The sequence below is a fragment of the Streptomyces sp. NBC_00299 genome, from assembly GCF_036173045.1.
Taxonomy (GTDB): domain Bacteria; phylum Actinomycetota; class Actinomycetes; order Streptomycetales; family Streptomycetaceae; genus Streptomyces; species Streptomyces machairae.
Genome location: NZ_CP108039.1, coordinates 3,630,488 through 3,648,054, shown reverse-complemented (window position 1 = coordinate 3,648,054; position 17,567 = coordinate 3,630,488). Strand labels below are relative to the sequence as shown.

The 17,567-nt window shown below is 70.0% G+C and carries 19 protein-coding genes; 14 read left to right on the top strand and 5 right to left on the bottom strand.

The genetic code is table 11. From position 1 onward, the window contains the following. The first annotated feature begins 30 nt into the window (after window positions 1-30). The 7 genes from OHT51_RS15850 (at window position 31) to OHT51_RS15820 (ending at window position 5,323) form a co-directional block, all read left to right on the top strand. Complete coding sequence (locus OHT51_RS15850; RefSeq protein WP_328879593.1) at window positions 31-939, top strand: DUF5936 domain-containing protein; 909 nt, start codon at window positions 31-33, stop codon at window positions 937-939. A gap of 21 nt (window positions 940-960) precedes the next feature. Continuing rightward, window positions 961-2,409 (top strand): sensor histidine kinase, encoded by a 1,449-nt coding sequence (locus OHT51_RS15845; protein ID WP_443052711.1) that lies wholly within the window; start codon window positions 961-963, stop codon window positions 2,407-2,409. Next, window positions 2,406-3,131, top strand: coding sequence for a response regulator transcription factor (locus OHT51_RS15840; protein WP_328879592.1), 726 nt, complete (start codon window positions 2,406-2,408; stop codon window positions 3,129-3,131). The genes OHT51_RS15845 and OHT51_RS15840 overlap by 4 nt, the downstream gene beginning before the upstream one ends. 133 nt (window positions 3,132-3,264) lie before the next feature. Then, window positions 3,265-3,459, top strand: a complete 195-nt coding sequence (locus OHT51_RS15835; protein ID WP_328879591.1) for a Flp family type IVb pilin — start codon at window positions 3,265-3,267, stop codon at window positions 3,457-3,459. Next, window positions 3,456-4,088: a pilus assembly protein TadG-related protein gene (locus tag OHT51_RS15830; protein WP_328879590.1), complete on the top strand. Its 633-nt coding sequence runs from the start codon at window positions 3,456-3,458 to the stop codon at window positions 4,086-4,088. The genes OHT51_RS15835 and OHT51_RS15830 overlap by 4 nt, the downstream gene beginning before the upstream one ends. 16 nt (window positions 4,089-4,104) lie before the next feature. Then, window positions 4,105-4,686, top strand: coding sequence for a hypothetical protein (locus OHT51_RS15825; RefSeq protein ID WP_328879589.1), 582 nt, complete (start codon window positions 4,105-4,107; stop codon window positions 4,684-4,686). Between the two features lie 7 nt (window positions 4,687-4,693). Further along, entirely contained in the window at window positions 4,694-5,323 is a 630-nt protein-coding gene (locus OHT51_RS15820) for an OmpA family protein (protein WP_328879588.1), read from the top strand. 60 nt (window positions 5,324-5,383) lie between these two features. Here OHT51_RS15820 and OHT51_RS15815 read toward each other — a convergent pair whose 3' ends face one another. After that, on the bottom strand, window positions 5,384-5,749 hold the full coding sequence (locus OHT51_RS15815) for a DUF192 domain-containing protein (protein WP_328879587.1): 366 nt from the start codon (window positions 5,747-5,749) through the stop codon (window positions 5,384-5,386). A 61-nt stretch (window positions 5,750-5,810) separates the two neighbouring features. Between OHT51_RS15815 and OHT51_RS15810 the strand changes: the two genes are divergently transcribed. After that, window positions 5,811-6,689 carry an LLM class flavin-dependent oxidoreductase gene (locus OHT51_RS15810; RefSeq protein ID WP_328879586.1) on the top strand — a complete coding sequence of 293 codons (879 nt, stop codon included), beginning with the start codon at window positions 5,811-5,813 and terminating at the stop codon, window positions 6,687-6,689. Between the two features lie 42 nt (window positions 6,690-6,731). Here the strand turns inward: OHT51_RS15810 and OHT51_RS15805 are convergent, their stop codons facing one another. Further along, on the bottom strand, window positions 6,732-7,229 hold the full coding sequence (locus tag OHT51_RS15805) for a DinB family protein (RefSeq protein ID WP_328879585.1): 498 nt from the start codon (window positions 7,227-7,229) through the stop codon (window positions 6,732-6,734). A 51-nt stretch (window positions 7,230-7,280) separates the two neighbouring features. Between OHT51_RS15805 and OHT51_RS15800 the strand changes: the two genes are divergently transcribed. Beyond that, the gene (locus OHT51_RS15800; RefSeq protein WP_328879584.1) at window positions 7,281-8,066 is read left to right on the top strand and encodes a class I SAM-dependent methyltransferase; all 786 of its coding nucleotides are present in this window, start codon (window positions 7,281-7,283) and stop codon (window positions 8,064-8,066) included. Window positions 8,067-8,083: 17 nt separating this feature from the next. On the opposite strand, the gene OHT51_RS15795 is transcribed toward OHT51_RS15800, so the two are convergent. Further along, on the bottom strand, window positions 8,084-9,265 hold the full coding sequence (locus OHT51_RS15795) for a winged helix DNA-binding domain-containing protein (RefSeq protein ID WP_328879583.1): 1,182 nt from the start codon (window positions 9,263-9,265) through the stop codon (window positions 8,084-8,086). Window positions 9,266-10,196: 931 nt separating this feature from the next. On the opposite strand from OHT51_RS15795, the gene OHT51_RS15790 reads away from it, so the two are divergent. The 4 genes from OHT51_RS15790 (at window position 10,197) to OHT51_RS15775 (ending at window position 15,289) form a co-directional block, all read left to right on the top strand. Beyond that, window positions 10,197-10,970, top strand: a complete 774-nt coding sequence (locus OHT51_RS15790; protein ID WP_328879582.1) for an isoprenyl transferase — start codon at window positions 10,197-10,199, stop codon at window positions 10,968-10,970. Between the two features lie 304 nt (window positions 10,971-11,274). Beyond that, window positions 11,275-12,600, top strand: coding sequence for a PhoH family protein (locus tag OHT51_RS15785; RefSeq protein WP_328879581.1), 1,326 nt, complete (start codon window positions 11,275-11,277; stop codon window positions 12,598-12,600). Window positions 12,601-13,018: 418 nt separating this feature from the next. Then, window positions 13,019-13,714 (top strand): transglycosylase SLT domain-containing protein, encoded by a 696-nt coding sequence (locus OHT51_RS15780; RefSeq protein ID WP_328879580.1) that lies wholly within the window; start codon window positions 13,019-13,021, stop codon window positions 13,712-13,714. Between the two features lie 147 nt (window positions 13,715-13,861). Continuing rightward, entirely contained in the window at window positions 13,862-15,289 is a 1,428-nt protein-coding gene (locus OHT51_RS15775) for an AI-2E family transporter (protein WP_328879579.1), read from the top strand. A gap of 24 nt (window positions 15,290-15,313) precedes the next feature. Here the strand turns inward: OHT51_RS15775 and OHT51_RS15770 are convergent, their stop codons facing one another. Further along, window positions 15,314-15,853: an alkyl hydroperoxide reductase gene (locus OHT51_RS15770; protein ID WP_328879578.1), complete on the bottom strand. Its 540-nt coding sequence runs from the start codon at window positions 15,851-15,853 to the stop codon at window positions 15,314-15,316. Between the two features lie 5 nt (window positions 15,854-15,858). After that, window positions 15,859-16,413, bottom strand: coding sequence for a peroxiredoxin (locus OHT51_RS15765; RefSeq protein ID WP_328879577.1), 555 nt, complete (start codon window positions 16,411-16,413; stop codon window positions 15,859-15,861). 170 nt (window positions 16,414-16,583) lie between these two features. Between OHT51_RS15765 and OHT51_RS15760 the strand changes: the two genes are divergently transcribed. Further along, window positions 16,584-17,534 carry a LysR substrate-binding domain-containing protein gene (locus OHT51_RS15760; RefSeq protein WP_328879576.1) on the top strand — a complete coding sequence of 317 codons (951 nt, stop codon included), beginning with the start codon at window positions 16,584-16,586 and terminating at the stop codon, window positions 17,532-17,534. Window positions 17,535-17,567 lie beyond the last annotated feature (33 nt).

The window sequence follows — 17,567 nt, the reverse complement described above, 5'->3', positions numbered from 1 at the left end:
CCTGGGCGCGGGAAGGGAGGACGACGGACCATGGGAATCGGACTCGGACAACTGGGACTTGTGCTGGCTCTGGTGATGGCCCTCAGCGTGTGGGGGATCTTCGCCGGCATCCGCATGTACCGCGCGGAGGCCAAACTGCCCAGCGATCTCGCGCTGGCCCTGGAGATCGGCGCGACCCGCACCGGCGCCGTGGACTCGCTCATCGACCGCATGGGCATGCGCTACGCCCCCGCAGTACTGCGCCTGATGGGCCCGAAGCTGGTCGCCAGGTACCGCCGCAAGATCGACCTGGCGGGCAACCCCGGCGGCCTCACCATCGACCGCTATGCGGCAAGGCGCGCGGTGTACGGCTTCCTGGGCGCGGTCGGCTTCCTGGTGTTCCTGCTCCGGGGCCAGGTACTGGTCGCCCTGCTCCTGCTGGCGTTCGGCGCCTTCTGGACGGAGGTCGGCATCTGGTCGGCGATCCGGATCAGGAAGGACGAGATCGAACGCACCCTGCCCGACTTCCTGGACGTCCTGGCGGTGGTGGTCAGCGCGGGCCTGGGCTTCCGCCAGGCACTCGACAGGGTCGCGTCCAAGTACGAGGGCCCCTGGGCGGACGAACTGCGCATCACCCTGCGCCAGATGGACCTCGGCATGAGCCGCCGCCAGGCCTTCGCGGAACTGCGTCGCCGCAACGACTCCGAACAGGTGGCGATGTTCGTGACGGCGCTCCAGCAGGGCGAGGAACTGGGCGCGCCGATCGTCGACACGCTGGTCGCCCTCGCCAAGGACATGCGCCGCACCGACGCCCAGAACGCCCGCCGGAAGGCAGCCAGGGCGGTGCCGCGCGCCACGCTGATGATCACGACGTTCATGGTGCCGGCCACGATGATCCTGCTGGGGGCGGGACTGCTGCTGGGGTCCGGGACGGACTTCGGGTCGTTGACGGGGGAGTAGGGGGAGGGCTGTATGGCGGGCATGCCGGTGAGCATGCGTGGGGGCACGGGCGTGGGGACGGGCACGGGCCAGGGCGTGGGCGCGGGGCCAGGGGCGCCGGCTGCGGCGCCGGGCTTTGCGCTCCCGCTGCGGCGCCGCTGGAAGTCCCGCCTGTCCCTCTTGTTCCGCCTGTCCCGTCCGTCCCGGGCGGCCGGGGAGCGCGTGCCCTCCGCCGCGATTCCCCTCCAGATAAACGCCCTCCAGGCGATGTGCCGCCAGGTCTTCGGCTTCCGCCTCGCCATGATCGCCCTCGCCGCACCCGCGGCCCTGCTCAACGCGACGCCGGGCGTGGGAACCCGTCTGATGGGCGCCGCGGTCGTGGTCACGTTCATGGGCTCGTACGCCCTGTTCCGCGACTGGGAACGCTTCGGCCCGCTCCTCCTGCGCCACCCCACCCTCCTGGCGGTGGACACCCTCTTCACCGCCCTCCTCCTCATCTCCGCGGGTCCCGACACCACGCTGGCCTACGTCAGCGTCTGCACGCCCCTGCTCGCCGGCATCGTCTACGGCTACCGGGGCGCGGCCGTGTTCGCGAGCGTGCAGTCGCTGATCCTGCTGCTGGCCTACGCCATCAACAAGGAGGCGCAGGCGGGCAGCGGCCTGGCGGAGAAGCTCCTGCTCCCGGGCCTGTGCGTCATCACGGGCGCCCTCGGCTCGTCGCTGCGCAACCTCATGCTCCGCTTCGGCACGGCCACGCAGGCCCTGACGACGATCCAGGCGCGGCTGGCGGTGACCGAGGCGGTCGGCGCGGAACGGGCCCGCCTGGCCCGCGAGATGCACGACTCGGTGGCGAAGACACTGCACGGCGTGGCGCTGGCGGCGGACGGGCTGGCGCTCTCCGCGGCGTCGGCGTCGATGGACCCGGCCCGCGTCAGCCGGCAGGCCGAACTGGTGGCCCGCGCGGCACGCCGAGCCGCCGCGGAGTCCCGGGAACTCCTGGCGGACCTGCGCCGCGAGTCCGACCCGGACCACGCGACGGACATCACGCCGGAACTGGCCGCCCGTACCGAGGCGTTCACGAAGCGCACGGGCATGACAGCCACGTACGACACTCTGGGCGAGGCCGCCCGCACCGCCCTCCCGGTGCCACCGGCGGTCGCCCGCCACCTCCTCACCATCACCGAGGAGGCCATGGAGAACGCCCACCGTCACGCGGCCGCGACCCGGGTCGACGTACGAGCGGGCGTGCGGGCGGGCGCACGGGGCGAGGTGCTGTGCCTGACGGTCCAGGACGACGGTCAGGGCCTGCCCCCCGGCACGACACTCGAACACCTCCGCCGCTCGGGCCACTTCGGCCTGATCGGCATGGCCGAACGAGCCGCCTCGATAGGCGCAGGCATCCACATCGGCAAGGGCACCCACGCGCGCGGCACGGAGGTCCGCCTCGAACTCCCGCTGGCGGCACTGACGACGACGAAGGCGACCCCATGAACACCCCCCTCCGGCTAGTGGTGGCAGACGACAACCCGGTGGTCCGGGCGGGCCTGACGGCTCTCCTCTCCACCCACGTGGACATAACGGTGGTGGCCGAGGCGGCGAACGGCCAGGAGGCCCAGGAAGCGGCCCGCCGCCACCGCCCCGACGTGATCCTCCTGGACGTCCGCATGCCCGGCACGGACGGCATCACGGCCCTCCCGCACCTGGTCGGCATCGCCCCGGTGATGATGCTGACCTACAGCGGGGAGTCGGAGACGGTCCGCGAAGCCCTGCGCCTCGGCGCCGCCGGCTATCTGGTCCACGGTGAGTTCACGACGGACGAACTGGTGGCGGCCGTGCGGGACATCGAGCGGGGCGGAGGGTCGGCGGAGCCCAGGCTCACCGCCACGGCAGCGGCTTCACTCGCGCAAGCAAACGCCGAACTCCCAACAGGGACAGGGAATTCTGCGGAACCGCTTTCGCAAGTGCAACCAACTGTGGGACAGTCGTCGTCGTATCGGTCACGGTTCCGGCTGAGCAGGAGGGAGGCGGAGATCATGGACCTCATCGCATCCGGCATGAACAACCAGCAGATCGCCGCCGCCTGCTTCATCAGCGAGAAGACGGTCAAGAACCACATCAACCGCATCTTCGCCAAACTCCACAGCAGCAGTCGCGGGGAGGCCGCGGCCAAGTGGCTGGGTACGGCGCCGGGTTCACACCCAGGACGGGGATGAGCGGCGATGCTGCGACGGCGGTTTTCGGCCGAGGCCTGGAATTGGGTCCTGGGACCCTCTGGTGTTCGGGGTGTTCGCGCTTACTTTTCTCCTGAGACTTCTCACAGGACTTGCGTGCCCAGAGGGGAACACCATGAGCAACTGGATCAACACCACCGTCGAGTACTTGCGCTCCCGTGCCGTGCGCGACGACAAGGGGCAGACGGCGGTGGAGTATCTGGGGATCATCGCGGTGGTGGTGGCGATTGTGTTGGCCATTACGGGGACGGACATCGGGCAGACGATCTACGACGCGATTGTGGAGCAGATCGACGAACTCACCGGATGATCCGGCGCCGTACCTTCGGCGATGCTGGGCAGGCCTTCCCCATCTACATCACGGTGGTGGGGGGCCTGCTCTTTCTCGCGTTCGCCTACCTTGCGGTCGGCCAGGCCGCGGCGAATCGGAACGGCGCCCAAACGGCCGCCGATGCGGCGGCGCTGGCGGCAGCGCAGGAGTCCCGGGACCAACTCGCGGGGAACTGGCTGGAGGTCGTGGGCGATCCGACAAAGTGGCAGGAAATCCTTGACGGCGACACTGAACTGGTCGACGGATGCTGGCGGGCCTACGAACTGGCGGCCCAGAACGACGCCGACGTCCAAGGCTGTGGGTCGGCAGAGCCGTTGGGCTACACGGTGGATGTCGAAACCAACAAGTCCGTCGGCGACTCCATCGTCCCCGGCACGGAGGACTTCAAGTCGACGGCGTCAGCCACTGCCGTGATCGAGCCTCGCTGCACGTTCGATCTCCCCGGAGAGGGCGGCGACGACGGTGACGGGAACGACACACTGCCGCTGCCACAACTCACGTGCGACGACACGGACTGGGACGTGGACCCGGAGGACCCGACCACTCTTCCGGCCCCCGAGGACCTCTTCGACGTCCATCTGGCCGACTCACAAGCGAACGACGAGTGACGAAGGAAGCAGAGGCATGAGCATTCGGTTCACGACGAAGGCCCGCAGGGGGATGGTCGCGTTGACCGCCGTGGCCGGACTGGCCCTCGGAGTGGCCGGCTGTGGAGGAGGAGGCGGCGACGACGACAAGAAGCCGGAGACGTCGGCGTCAGCCTCCAAGGGCGGCGGGTCCAATCCGAGTGCTCAAGAGGGAACCGATGACCTCCTTGCCGAGCTCAAGGGCGAGGACGGTCTGATCCTGAGGATCACCTCTGCTCGGCGCGACTCCGGTGGGTTCGTCACAGTGAGCGGCGAAATGAAGAACGACGGCGACGAGGCGGCCCGCGTGTCGGCGCGTACTTCGGGTGACGAGACCGAGATCGTCAGGCACGGAACATCGCTGGGCGGAGCAACGCTCGTCGACTCGGCCAGCAAGAAGCGGTACTACGTGCTGCGTGACACTGATGGCCGTCCCCTGACGACGACGAGCATGCCGCGTATCAAGCCTGGCGGTTCCATTCCTGTGTTCATGCAGTTCCCGGCCCCGCCCACAAGTACAGGCGAGGTCAGCTTCCAACTGCCGACCTTCGCGTCCGCCACCATCCAGATCTCCGGGTGAGGCACCCATGACTCGCACCCCCCGCCTCCCCCTCACCCTCACCGCAGCCACCCTCATGGTCGCCACCACCCTCCTCGGCGCCACAACAGCCGACGCCGCCGACGACCCCAGCGTCCCCCCGGGCACCGAAGCCACGGCCACCGCCCCCGTGGAGGTGGACGCCAACGACCCCGACCTCAAGCTCCCCGAAGGGGCGACGCTCGCCGAGGCCAAGGTGCTGGACATCAAGCAGGTGGTCGAGGACCAGGCCGGCGAGGAACGCCGGGAGGACACGAACTCGGACGTGAAGTTCGCGCTGCAGGCCGAGGTCCTCTTCCCCAAGGACAGCGCGAAGCTGACCGGTGAGGCGAAGGCCCGTATCTCGGAGATCGCCGAGGAGATCAAGACCCAGAACGCCACCCGCATCCGCGTCTTCGGCTTCACCGACAACCTGGGCTCCTCCGCCCACGGCGACGTCCTGTCCAGGAAGCGCGCGAACGCCGTACAGGGCGTCCTGGAGTCGGAGCTGACCGACTCCACGGTCACCTACGAGGTACGCGGCTACGGCGAGCAGTACCCGATCTCCTCGAACGCGACGGAGTCGGGCCGCAAGAAGAACCGACGGGTGGAGGTGTCCTTCCCGCGCACGGACAACTGACCCGGCGCGGGGGAGTCACCCCACCCAGAGTCACCCCACCCGGAGCCACCCCAGCCACGCCTACACCTCGACAGTCACCCGCACCCCGGCCCGCACCCCCCACCCGGCCATGGCCCCGGCCTCCGCCTCCAGCACATGGCGTGAACGAAGTCGGGGCAGGCCCAGCCGCCCCGGTGACATCGTGCGCACGGCGATGACGTTCAGCCGTCGGTCGAGATAGGCGACGTCGATGGGCATGCGCATCCGGAAGGTATGCACGCTGCCGGCCGGCGTGAGCAGCATCGCCCCGTCGAGGGAATCCCGCCCCAGCAGCCCCTTTGTACGGGCTCGATAGGACGCGGCGATTTCCAGGGGCACCGAGACGACATCCCCCCGTTCCCCGTGAACGACCAGCGTTCCCCGGCCGTCCCGCCACCGCCGCCCCATCCCCAGCCACCTCCTGGATTTCCTGTTGTCCGGCGAGTGCAACCCGGGTAGGAAAGGCCCCATGACCGGACTAGGCGCAATCTTCCGCCCCCAACTCGCCCCCGAGCGACTCCGTTCCGTCGCCCGCATCGCGGACGAGGCAGGTCTCGAAGAGCTCTGGCTCTGGGAGGACTGCTTCCGGGAGGGCGGGATCTCCACCGCGGCGGCCGCGCTCGCCTGGACCGAGCGGGTCAAGGTCGGCATCGGGCTGCTGCCCGTCCCGTTGCGGAACGTCGCCATCACCGCCATGGAAGCCGCCTCGCTGCACCGGATGTTCCCCGGACGGCCGATCCTCGCCCTCGGACACGGTGTGCAGGACTGGATGGGGCAGGTCGGGGCTCGGGCCGAGTCGCCGGTGACGCTGTTGCGCGAGCATCTCGTCGCCCTGCGCGCCCTGCTCGGCGGGGAGACGGTCACCACCGAGGGGCGGTACGTCAAGCTCGACGGCGTCGCCCTCGACTGGCCGCCCGCCGAGCCGGTGCCCGTCATCGCCGGCGTCACCGGGCCCCGCTCGCTGCGGCTCGCCGGTGAGGCGGCCGACGGGACGCTGCTCACCGCCTCGACCTCGCCCGAGGGAGTGAGGAAGGCGCGGCACCTCATCGAGGAGGGGAGGGACGCGGCGGGCCGTACCGGCGACGAGCCGCACCAGGTCGTCGTCTACCTCCTGACCGCCACCGGCCCCGACGGGCCCGCCCGGCTCAAGGCCGAGCTCGAAGCCGAGGGGGACGGCGCCGTCCCCGGTCTCGGCGTCGCCGGAGACGCCGGCACCGTCGCGAAGGCCGTCCAGCGGCTCGCGGACGCCGGTGCGGACACCGTGGTCCTGCAGCCGACCGGGGACGAGCCCGACCCGGAGGGGTTCGTGCGGTTCGCGGCGGAGGAAGTGCGGCCGTTGGTGCCGTGAGAGTCGACGCGGGCGAGGGGGGCTGGGGGGCCTGGGGGGGGGTCACGCCGGCCGCTGATCCCCCGTCGCCCCGTCGATCAGCTCCCGCACGATGTCCATGTGGCCCGTGTGCCGTGCCGTCTCCTCGATCATGTGGACCAGCACCCACCGCAGCGACACTGCCTCGCCCCGCCACGCCGGCTGCCCCAGGTCCGTCAGCGGTCGCTCGGCGATCACGTGGTCGGCGGCGGCGCGCGCACGGCCGTAGAACTCGACGATCTGCTGTGTCGTCTCGCCCTGGTCGGCCGCCATGTCCTCGGCGCTGTAGGGGTCGAACCACAGGGGTTCGACCTCGCCGCCGAAGGTCGAGACGAACCAGCCGTACTCCACCGAGCCGAGGTGTTTGACCAGGCCCAGCAGGCTCGTGCCGGAGGGGGTCATCGGGCGGCGCAGCTGCTCGTCGTCCAGGCCCTCCAGCTTCCACAGCACAGCGTCCCGGTGGTGGTCGAGGCTCGCCCGGAGTGTTTCCTTCTCGCCTGCCGTGTACGTCGAGTTCGTCATGGCGCCGAAAACTAGCAGCGGCCACTGACAGTGCCCTGCGATCATCGCGGCATGGGACAGGACAGCAGGTCGTTCGAGGAGCTCGTCGCCGAGGGCGCGGCCGTGCCCACCGAGGGCTGGGACTTCTCCTGGTTCGAGGGGCGGGCCACCGAGGCGCGGCCCAGCTGGGGGTATGCCGTCTCCCTGGCCGACCGGCTGGCCGGCGCGACCGCCGCGCTCGACCTCCAGACCGGGGGCGGGGAAGTGCTGGACTTCGCCCTCGGCCGGGCCCCGGAGGCCCCGCCGCTCACCGTCGCCACCGAGGGCTGGCCGCCGAACGTCGCCAAGGCCACCGCCCTGCTCGCCGCCCGCGGCGTCGCGGTCGTCGCCTCGCCCGAGGACGCCCCGCTCCCGTTCGCCGACGGGGCCTTCGACCTCGTCACGAGCCGGCACCCGGTGCGGGCCCACTGGCCGGAGATCTCCCGCGTGCTCCGGCCCGGCGGCACGTACTTCGCCCAGCACGTCGGTCCCCACAGCGTCTTCGAGCTGGTCGAGTACTTCCTGGGGTCCCAGCCCGACGAGGTCCGCAGCGGCCGCCACCCCGACCGGGAACGCGCCGACGCCGAGGCCGCCGGCCTGGAGATCGTCGACCTGCGCGCCGAGGAACTCCGCATGGAGTTCCACGACATCGCAGCCGTCGTGCACTTTCTGCGGAAGGTGGTGTGGATGGTCCCCGGCTTCACCGTCGAGGCGTACCGGCCGCACCTGCGCGCCCTGCACGAGCGGATCGAGTCCGAGGGCCCCTTCGTCGCGCACAGCACCCGCCACCTCTTCGAGGCCCGCAAGCCCGGCTTCTGAGCCGCCAGGCGGGACACTCACGCATGCGGTCCGACGGTCACCTTCCCGACCACCAACTCCGCTTTCGCCTCCAGCACTTCCCCCACCCGCTCCCCCTGCTCGCCCAGCTCCCGCTCCTGCCGTGCCGTCAGACGCCGCCCGGTCAGCTCCACCGTCACCGTCGTACGACGGCCCGAGCGCCGTTGGTGCCAGACCCCGGCCACCACCCCGTCCACCAGCAGCACCGGAAAGTTCCCCGCCTGCCCACCCGCCAGCGCCCGCCGGTACGCCTCCCCGGGGAACAGTGTCTGCCGCGGCTGTGCGGCGATGGCGTACGCGTCGAAGTAGGGCAGCAGCCGCACGCCACGCACCTTCTCGGCCGGAAACTCCACGTCACCCGCCGCCACCCAGGCCGCCGCCCCCTCGAACGACACCTCCTCGATCTCCCCGGCCCCCGCCAGCTCCCCGAACAGCGCCACCGCCCACCCCGCGGGTGCAGCCAGCCACTTGGCGAAGTGCTGCGGCGTCGCCGGGCCGTACGCGCGCAGATACCGCCGTACGAGCTCCCGCAGCGCCGCCTCGCCCGCCGGCCCCGGACCGGGTACCGGTCCGACCCCCTGCGGCCGGGTGTACGTCACCTTCCGCCCCCGGTTCGGGCCGAAGCACAGGGCGCCCGACTGGCCGGCCCGGTGCATGACCTGCCGCCAGCGCGGCCACAGGTCCTGGAAGGCGGGCATCACCCGGTCCCCGGCCCACGGACCCGTGCGCGCCACGACCTCCTCGCTCAGTTCCTCCACGGTCAGGCACACCCCGTCGAGGGCGTCCCCGATGGCGGCCACGATCTGCTCCGCCTGCTCCTCCGTCACAGCGATGTCCGGCGGGAAGGGGCTCGGGCCCGTCGGAATCGCGCTCAGCGCGCCGCACCACAGCGCCAACTCTGCGGCGGGCAGCAGATGCACGGTTCCGCGCGGACCGAACGTCTTCACCAGCGAGCGGTCCTCCCAGAGCGCGGCCCGTACGTCGGCCCGCGTCACCCCGGAAGCCCGTACCCCCACCGACACCTCGGCCGCGGACAGCACCTGCGCGTGCGCGCCCAGCATCGCCCCCACCACATCGGCGACCGGCGTGCCGTGCGCGGCGGGACGTGCCAGGAACTGCCGTTCCGTACGCCGTGCGCTCGCCTCGTCCCACGTGATGGTCCTGCTCGCGTTCGCTGTCATGACGGCGACGTTAGGCCGGATGTAGGTCAGAGACTGTCCGCTGGGGCACCCCGAGGGCATCCGAGGGCATGCGGGGCACGTGTGGTGCAAACCGTGCATCCGTGAGTAAACGTGCGACGACCCCTGCGCATCCAAGGAACCCACACCTTTTCCACATTGTTATGGGGGCCGACTCGATTTCCTCACACCTCTCGCGTAAGTTCAGACCAAGGTAATTCGCGTAAGCAAAGCTGCGCGGCGGCACCGCGCAGTGGAGGGGGCTGCGCGGTGTCGTGCCCCCGTAAGTGCCCCTGCTGGACGCGTGTCGCGTCGAAGCCGCGCCCCGCTCCCGCAGTCCTGTGCGCCGTCAAACCGACGTTCGCGGCCGGGGTCACCCGGGCGGGGGAAGCGGGGACAAGTCGCACGGCGAGTTGCAAGATGCTGCAAACCCTATGGATCCAGCCACATTCCACCCGTTTCCCCTGGGAATCCGCTCCTGCCAGGCCATGAATCGGCCACAAAAAGGCCCTCTCGCGGCTACCGGGCCGTCGCCGAGCGACTTCGGAGAGTAGTTGTGGCACGCCGATGCACGCAGCATCACTTACGAAGGGTTATGGTGGAAACCCCCCCTCGGGCCGGTCCGTCTCCCCCCCACGGACCGGCCCGTTTTTTGTTCGCGCAGGGGGTGCACCCCCATGCCGATGACGGCACCCACCTATAGGGGCGCGGGGAACTGCGCGACCAGCCCCCACCCGCCCGCAGCCGCCAACGGCCCACGGACACCCCCCACCCAAGGCGCCCCCAACGCACCCGCACCCGTAAACACGGCCCAAGCCCCGCAGGGGTACGCTTCGCCGGTAGGGGACCGCCATACGGACAGGAACCGCCCTCGCCTGCGCCGCGCGCAGCGCCCGCGCGCCTGTCCGATCCGTACGGAGGGGCTGACAATCACGTGAACCTGCGCGACAAGCTGCGCGGCCTGCTGGTCAGGCTGTACGCACGCCGGGTGGAGGGCCACCTGGACCACGCTCAGGTGCCCAAGCACATCGGCGTGATCATGGACGGCAACCGGCGCTGGGCGAAGGCGGCGGGCTCCTCCACCGTGCACGGGCACCGGGCCGGTGCCGAGAAGATCGAGGAGTTCCTCGGCTGGTGCAGCGAGACGGACGTCGAGGTCGTCACCCTCTGGCTGCTGTCGACGGACAACTTCGACCGGCCCCAGGACGAGCTCGGCCCGCTCCTCGGGATCATCGAGGACGTCGTCCGCACCCTCGCCGCCGACGGGCGCTGGCGCGTGCACCACGTGGGCACGCCCGACCTGCTGCCGTCCGGGATGCAGACCAGCCTCAAGGAGGCCGAGGAGGCCACCGCACACATCGACGGGATACTGGTCAACGTCGCCATCGGCTACGGCGGACGCCAGGAGATCGCCGACGCCGTGCGCTCGATGATCGTCGACGCCCACGACAAGGGCACCTCGATGGAGAACCTCGCCGAGTCCGTCAGCGTCGACCTGATCGGCAGCCACCTCTACACCGGCGACCAGCCCGACCCCGATCTCGTGATCCGTACCAGCGGTGAGCAGCGGTTGTCCGGTTTCATGCTGTGGCAGACGGCCCATTCCGAGTACTACTTCTGTGAAGTCTTCTGGCCGGCCTTCCGCAAGGTGGACTTCCTGCGCGCTCTGCGCGACTACGCCGCCCGTCACCGGCGCTACGGCGGCTGAGGGACATACCCCCCACGGGACGGAAGTAACAAGGAGTTCACCAGCGCGCCGTCATATGCGTCGGCATGGCATCGCGCGTTCGAGGGCATAAGGCAAGCAGGTCGACACCCGAACCACGGGTGTCGTATCTCAGCGGACGGCACGGGGCCGTCCGCCCGGGAGGCCCTTTGCACCAGCCCCACCGTGCGGTCACGGCACGGAAGAAGACGCGGGGGGCCGGTTTTCGGCCCGTGCAGGGCGGCCGACGACCGGTCCAGCTCCACTCCGTCGCTCCCCGACCTCATCCGAGGGGGTACGTCCTTCCGTGGTGACCAGCACAAAGCGCCACAAGCCCGACCGGCGCACCTACGTTCTCGACACCAGCGTCCTGCTGGCCGACCCGAACGCCCTGAACCGCTTCGACGAGCACGAGGTCGTGCTCCCCATCGTCGTGGTGACGGAACTGGAGGCCAAGAGGCACCATCCCGAACTCGGCTACTTCGCCCGGCAGGCACTGCGCCTGCTCGACGAGTTCCGGGTGAAGCATGGCCGTCTCGACGCCCCCATTCCGATCGGGGACCTCGGCGGGACCGTCCGTGTCGAGCTCAACCACTCGGACCCCAGCGTTCTGCCGACCGGCTACCGCCTGGGGGACAACGACTCCCGCATCCTCGCGGTCGCCCGCAATCTGCAGGCCGAGGGGTTCGACGTCACCGTCGTGTCGAAGGACCTGCCGCTCAGGATCAAGGCCTCGTCCGTCGGCCTCCTCGCGGAGGAGTACCGCGCCGAACTCGCCATCACGGACTCCTCCGGCTGGACCGGAATGTCCGAACTGACGCTGCCGGGCGAACAGGTGGACATCCTCTTCGAGGAGGGGCACGTCTTCGTGCCCGAGGCCGCCGGCATGCCCGTGCACACCGGCCTGACGATCCACTCCGAGCGCGGCAACGCGCTCGGCCGGATCACGCCCGAGGGCAACGTCAGGCTGGTGCGCGGCGACCGGGAGGCGTTCGGCATCAAGGGCCGCAGCGCCGAGCAGCGGATCGCGCTGGACCTGCTGCTCGACCCGGACGTCGGGATCGTGTCCATGGGCGGCCGGGCCGGCACCGGCAAGTCGGCGCTGGCTCTGTGCGCCGGTCTGGAGGCGGTGCTGGAGCGCCGTCAGCACCAGAAGGTGATGGTCTTCCGGCCGCTGTACGCGGTGGGCGGGCAGGAGCTCGGCTATCTGCCCGGCAGCGAGGCCGAGAAGATGAGCCCCTGGGCGCAGGCGGTCTTCGACACGCTGTCGGCCGTCACCAGCCGCGAGGTCATCGAAGAGGTCACCGCGCGGGGCATGCTGGAGGTGCTGCCTCTCACGCACATCCGCGGGCGCTCGCTGCACGACGCGTTCGTGATCGTGGATGAGGCGCAGTCCCTGGAAAGGAATGTCCTGCTGACCGTTCTGTCCCGAATCGGGGCCAACTCGCGGGTGGTTCTGACCCACGACGTGGCCCAGCGGGACAATCTCAGGGTCGGGCGCTACGACGGTGTGGTCGCCGTCGTGGAGAAGCTGAAGGGGCATCCGCTCTTCGCCCACGTCACGCTGACGCGGTCCGAGAGGTCCCAGATCGCTGCCCTTGTGACCGAAATGCTGGAGGACGGGCAGATCTGACCGAAGTGCTCAACTTGCGGTAGCTACTCGTTGGTTGGCGCCGTCCGGAAAGGCAGTGAGCCTATCCGGGCGGCGCCTCGGCGTGTGCGGCTTTCCGTAAAACGCCTGGGACAAACGAGGTGTGAGCTTTCACACGCAACACAGAATTGCCTTGCGGCGTCGGGGTACGGCAGAGTCTCACTCCTGTCAGGCCCCGCATACGACACACCTGTACCCCCAGCGGTACGGCACCACAGCAACACCACAGCCAACTCCATAGCGTCGTCGTATGCCGCCCGAGTCTTCACGCGGCGCTCCTCGCAAGGGAGTTGCCCACCGGGTCCGAGCCTCCCGTGACCCCGCAGTTGGGAGGCCAGAGCCAGGGGCACGATTGCGTCCGCCAGGGTCACCGAAGCGGGCGATGCTGGAAGGAAACCGTGTGAGTCCGATTTCGGTCAGGGGATTCGCAGTGGCGTCGGCCACCGCGGTCACCGCTGTCGGAAGCGTCGTCGGCGTTGCCTCGGGCAGCACCGCGCAGAACAACGACGCCGAAGCGACGGCCGCTGCCGATTCGACGCTCCTCGCGGACATACCCGCGGGCCAGCAGGCCCAGGTGCAGATCGAGTCCATGTCGGCGCAGGCCGACGTCCAGGCCATCGCCGCGGACGCGAGCGCCAAGAAGGGTGCTGAGGAAGCCGCCCGCAAGGCTGCCGCCCAGACCGCGATCGAGAAGAAGGAAGCCGCCGAGAAGGCAGAGAAGGCGGCGCAGGAAGCCAAGGAGCGCGAAGAGGCCGAGGCGAAGGCCTCCCGATCCTCCTCCGACTTCCCCGTCCAGGGCTCGTACAGCATCGCGCAGATCCAGTCGATGGCGCGCCAGATGGTGCCGAGCGGCCAGTTCCAGTGCTTCAGCAACATCGTGGACCACGAGTCCGACTGGAACTACCGGGCCGTCAACGCCTCCTCGGGTGCCTACGGCCTCTTCCAGGCCCTGCCCGGTTCGAAGATGTCGTCCGTCGGCGCGGACTGGCAGACGAACCCGGCCACCCAGATCAAGTGGGGCCTCAACTACATGAACGACCGCTACGGCAGTCCCTGCGACGCCTGGTCCTTCTGGCAGGCCAACAATTGGTACTGAGCCGGCACCGCCGCCGCTCAACCTTCGCGCAGCCCCTCACCGTCTTCAGGTGAGGGGCTTTCGCGCTTCCCCGTGACTTGCCATGTACGGTCGGACGCAGCGACTCCAGGGGGAGTGGTGAGGAGAGACGGGGGAAGAGGACGGATCATGTCGCGAGTGCCAGGGTGGCTCGGTCGGCTCGGCGCCGGACTGACCGAGATGAGTGAGCGGTTGGACGAGCGCCGCGCCGCGGTGGAACGGGAGGACGCCGAGCCCCGGCCCGAGCGGCGGACCGCCACGGCCGCAGCGTCCGACCCGGCCGCCGAGGACGTCCCGCCGCCGCGCGCCGACCACGTCCCACGGCCCCCCGACTACGCACCCACCGCACCGCCGCCGCGGCCCGACCCGGCGCAGGTGGTGCCGTGGGGCGTACGGGTCGCCGCGGAGGCCGGCTGGCGGCTGCTGGTGCTCGCCGGCACGGTCTGGGTGCTGATGCGGGTCATCAGCGCCGTACAACTCGTCGTGCTGGCCTTCGTCATCGCCCTGCTCCTCACCGCGCTGATGCAGCCCTCGGTGGCGTGGCTGACCCGGCGTCGCGTGCCGCGCGGGCCCGCCACCGCCCTGACCGCGATCCTCGGGTTCGTCGTCATCGGGCTGATGGGCTGGTTCGTGACCTGGCAGGTCATGGAGAACATCGACAACCTCTCCGACCAGGTCCAGGACGGCATCGACGAGCTGCGCAACTGGCTGCTCAACAGCCCCTTCCACGTCACCGACAAGCAGGTCAACGAGATCGCCGAGAACCTCCGGGAGGCGATCGGCGCCAACACCGACGAGATTACCTCGGCCGGGCTCGAAGGCGTCACGGTCGTCGTCGAGGCCCTCACCGGCATTCTGCTGGCCGCGTTCTCGACGCTCTTCCTGCTCTACGACGGCAAGCGCATCTGGCACTGGACGCTGAAGCTGGTGCCCGCCGCGGCCCGTCCGGGTGTCGCCGGCGCCGGCCCGCGCGCGTGGGCGACGCTCACCGCGTATGTGCGCGGCACCATGCTCGTCGCCCTGATCGACGCCGTCTTCATCGGCATCGGCATCTACTTCCTCGATGTGCCGATGGCCGTTCCGCTGGCCGTCTTCATCTTCCTGTTCTCCTTCATCCCGCTCGTCGGCGCGGTGGCTTCCGGCGCCCTGGCCGTGGTCGTGGCGCTGGTGACGCAGGGCGTCTTCACGGCGGTGATGACCCTCGCCGTCGTCCTGGCCGTCCAGCAGATCGAGGGCCACATCCTGCAGCCGTTCATCCTCGGACGCGCGGTCCGTGTCCACCCGCTGGCGGTCGTGCTGTCGGTGGCGGCCGGCGGCATGGTCGCGGGGATCGGCGGCGCGGTGGTGGCCGTACCGCTGGTGGCCGTGTCGAACACGATCGTGGGGTATCTGCGGGCGTATTCGCAGGAGTCGGTGCCGGGCAAGGAGGCTGTGCCGCAGCCGGCCCGTCCGGCACTGGAGGACGAGCCCGTTCAGGCCGAAGCGGCGGGGTCCGGGGACGCAGCTGCCGGGACCGAAGGCCCCGCCAACGCAGAGGACCCCGCCCACACGGGGTGAGCGGGGTCCACGGGGCAACGGCGCCTACTCGACGTCGGCCAGCACTGCTTCGGCGTCCAGCGTGACGCCGATCGCCTGGATCACGGAGGCGATCTTGAACGCCTCCTGAACCGTCTCGCGGCCCACGCCCGCCTTGCGCAGCACCTGCTCGTGCGAGTCGAGGCACATGCCGCAGCCGTTGATGGCGGACACGGCGAACGACCACAGCTCGAAGTCGACCTTGTCGACGCCGGGGTTGCCGATGACGTTCATCCGCAGGCCCGCGCGCAGGTTGCCGTACTCGTGGTCGGACAGCAGATGCCGGGTGCGGTAGAAGACGTTGTTCATCGCCATCACGGCGGCGGCGGACTTGGCCGCGTTGTACGCCTCCGGCGACAGGTTCGCCCGGGCCTCCGGCTCCAGCTCGCGCAGCACGATCGGGGAGCGCGCGGCGATCGCCGTGGCGAGCACCGTGCCCCACAGCTGCTGCGCCGGGAGGTCCGAATTGCCGATGACCGAGCCCAGGTTGAGCTTCAGGTCCTTGGCGTAGTCCGGTATGCGGGACTTGAGGGAGTCGAGCGCCATGTCAGTCACTCTCCGGCAAGCAGCTTGACCGGGTCCAGGGTCTCGTCGCCCTTGGACCAGTTGCACGGGCACAGCTCGTCGGTCTGGAGGGCGTCCAGGACCCGCAGGACCTCCTTGGGGTTACGGCCGACGGAGCCGGCGGTCACCATGGAGAACTGGATCTCGTTGTTCTGGTCGACGATGAAGACGGCGCGCTTGGCGAAGCCGTCCTCGCCCTCGATGCCGAGGTCGCGCATCAGCTCGTGCTTGGAGTCGGCCAGCATCGGGAAGGGCAGGTCGCGCAGGTCGTCGTGGTCCTTGCGCCAGGCGTGGTGGACGAACTCCGAGTCACCGGAGAAGCCGAGCACCTGGGCGTCGCGGTCGGCGAACTCCTCGTTCAGCTTGCCGAAGGCCGCGATCTCGGTCGGGCAGACGAAGGTGAAGTCCTTCGGCCACGCAAAGACGATCTTCCACTTGCCCTCGTAGGTCTTGTGGTTGATCGTCTCGAACTCCGAGCCCTTCTCCAGCGAGACGCAGGCGGTCAGTTCGAACTCGGGGAACTTGTCACCGACAGTGAGCACACGCTCTCCTTGCAGCGAGGAGACACCCGTTCGGTACAGGGGTCTCCCATGGGGTTGGACCTTACCGATCCTGGCACAACGTGCATTGATACGGGAAATAGCTACACTCGGTCGGGTTGATCGGAGGTGCCTATTGATGGCCGTGGGTAAGGGATGACGGTGGGCAGGACATGAGCGTGGGCAGGAGGCGGCAGCCCAGCATCGCCCAGCTGCGGGCGTTCGCCGCGGTCGCCGAGCACCTCCACTTCCGGGACGCCGCGGCCGCGATCGGGATGAGCCAGCCCGCGCTCTCGGGTGCCGTGTCCGCACTGGAGGAGACCCTCGGGGTCACGCTCCTGGAGCGTACGACCCGCAAGGTGCTGCTCTCACCGGCCGGCGAGCGGCTCGCGGTACGGGCGAAAGCGGTGCTCGTGGAGGTCGGGGCGCTGATGGAGGAGGCGGAAGCCGTCCGGGCGCCGTTCACCGGTGCCCTCCGCCTCGGCGTCATCCCGACCGTCGCGCCGTATCTGCTGCCGACGGTGCTGCGGCTCGTCCACGACCGGTATCCGCACCTCGACCTCCAGGTGCACGAGGAGCAGACCGCGAGCCTGGTCGACGGCCTCACCACCGGCCGCCTGGACCTGCTCCTGCTCGCCGTACCGCTCGGGGTGCCCGGTGTCGCCGAACTCCCGCTCTTCGACGAGGACTTCGTGCTCGTCACCCCGCTCGACCACTGGCTCGGCGGCCGGGAGGGGATTCCTCGGGAGGCGCTGCGCGAACTGAACCTGCTGCTGCTCGACGAGGGGCACTGCCTGCGCGACCAGGCCCTCGACATCTGTCGGGAGGCGGGGCGCGAGGACGCCCCGGTGACCACGACGGCCGCCGGCCTGTCCACGCTGGTCCAGCTGGTCGCGGGCGGACTGGGGGTGACCCTGCTGCCGCGCACCGCCCTCAAGCTGGAGACGACCCGCAGCAGCCAACTCCTCACCGGCTACTTCGCCGCCCCGGCCCCCACCCGCCGCGTCGCCCTCGCCATGCGAACGGGAGCGGCACGCGCGGCGGAGTACGAGGAACTGGCGTCGGCTCTGCGGGACGCGTTGCGGCCGTTGCCGGTGCGGGTGTTGGGGGACGGGGGCGGCTGAGATCGTGTGAGGGTTGGGGTGCGAGTCCTCCCT

Bases quoted from the DNA above. Each gene is read 5' to 3' on its own strand.
- OHT51_RS15775 (WP_328879579.1), top strand. From the start codon at position 13,862: ATGTCGCGAGTGCCAGGGTGGCTCGGTCGGCTCGGCGCCGGACTGACC.
- OHT51_RS15825 (WP_328879589.1), top strand. From the start codon at position 4,105: ATGAGCATTCGGTTCACGACGAAGGCCCGCAGGGGGATGGTCGCGTTG.
- OHT51_RS15815 (WP_328879587.1), bottom strand. From the start codon at position 5,749: ATGGGGCGGCGGTGGCGGGACGGCCGGGGAACGCTGGTCGTTCACGGG.
- OHT51_RS15760 (WP_328879576.1), top strand. From the start codon at position 16,584: ATGAGCGTGGGCAGGAGGCGGCAGCCCAGCATCGCCCAGCTGCGGGCG.
- OHT51_RS15770 (WP_328879578.1), bottom strand. From the start codon at position 15,853: ATGGCGCTCGACTCCCTCAAGTCCCGCATACCGGACTACGCCAAGGAC.
- OHT51_RS15810 (WP_328879586.1), top strand. From the start codon at position 5,811: ATGACCGGACTAGGCGCAATCTTCCGCCCCCAACTCGCCCCCGAGCGA.
- OHT51_RS15845 (WP_443052711.1), top strand. From the start codon at position 961: ATGCCGGTGAGCATGCGTGGGGGCACGGGCGTGGGGACGGGCACGGGC.
- OHT51_RS15800 (WP_328879584.1), top strand. From the start codon at position 7,281: ATGGGACAGGACAGCAGGTCGTTCGAGGAGCTCGTCGCCGAGGGCGCG.
- OHT51_RS15840 (WP_328879592.1), top strand. From the start codon at position 2,406: ATGAACACCCCCCTCCGGCTAGTGGTGGCAGACGACAACCCGGTGGTC.
- OHT51_RS15805 (WP_328879585.1), bottom strand. From the start codon at position 7,229: ATGACGAACTCGACGTACACGGCAGGCGAGAAGGAAACACTCCGGGCG.
- OHT51_RS15850 (WP_328879593.1), top strand. From the start codon at position 31: ATGGGAATCGGACTCGGACAACTGGGACTTGTGCTGGCTCTGGTGATG.
- OHT51_RS15820 (WP_328879588.1), top strand. From the start codon at position 4,694: ATGACTCGCACCCCCCGCCTCCCCCTCACCCTCACCGCAGCCACCCTC.
- OHT51_RS15795 (WP_328879583.1), bottom strand. From the start codon at position 9,265: ATGACAGCGAACGCGAGCAGGACCATCACGTGGGACGAGGCGAGCGCA.
- OHT51_RS15830 (WP_328879590.1), top strand. From the start codon at position 3,456: ATGATCCGGCGCCGTACCTTCGGCGATGCTGGGCAGGCCTTCCCCATC.
- OHT51_RS15835 (WP_328879591.1), top strand. From the start codon at position 3,265: ATGAGCAACTGGATCAACACCACCGTCGAGTACTTGCGCTCCCGTGCC.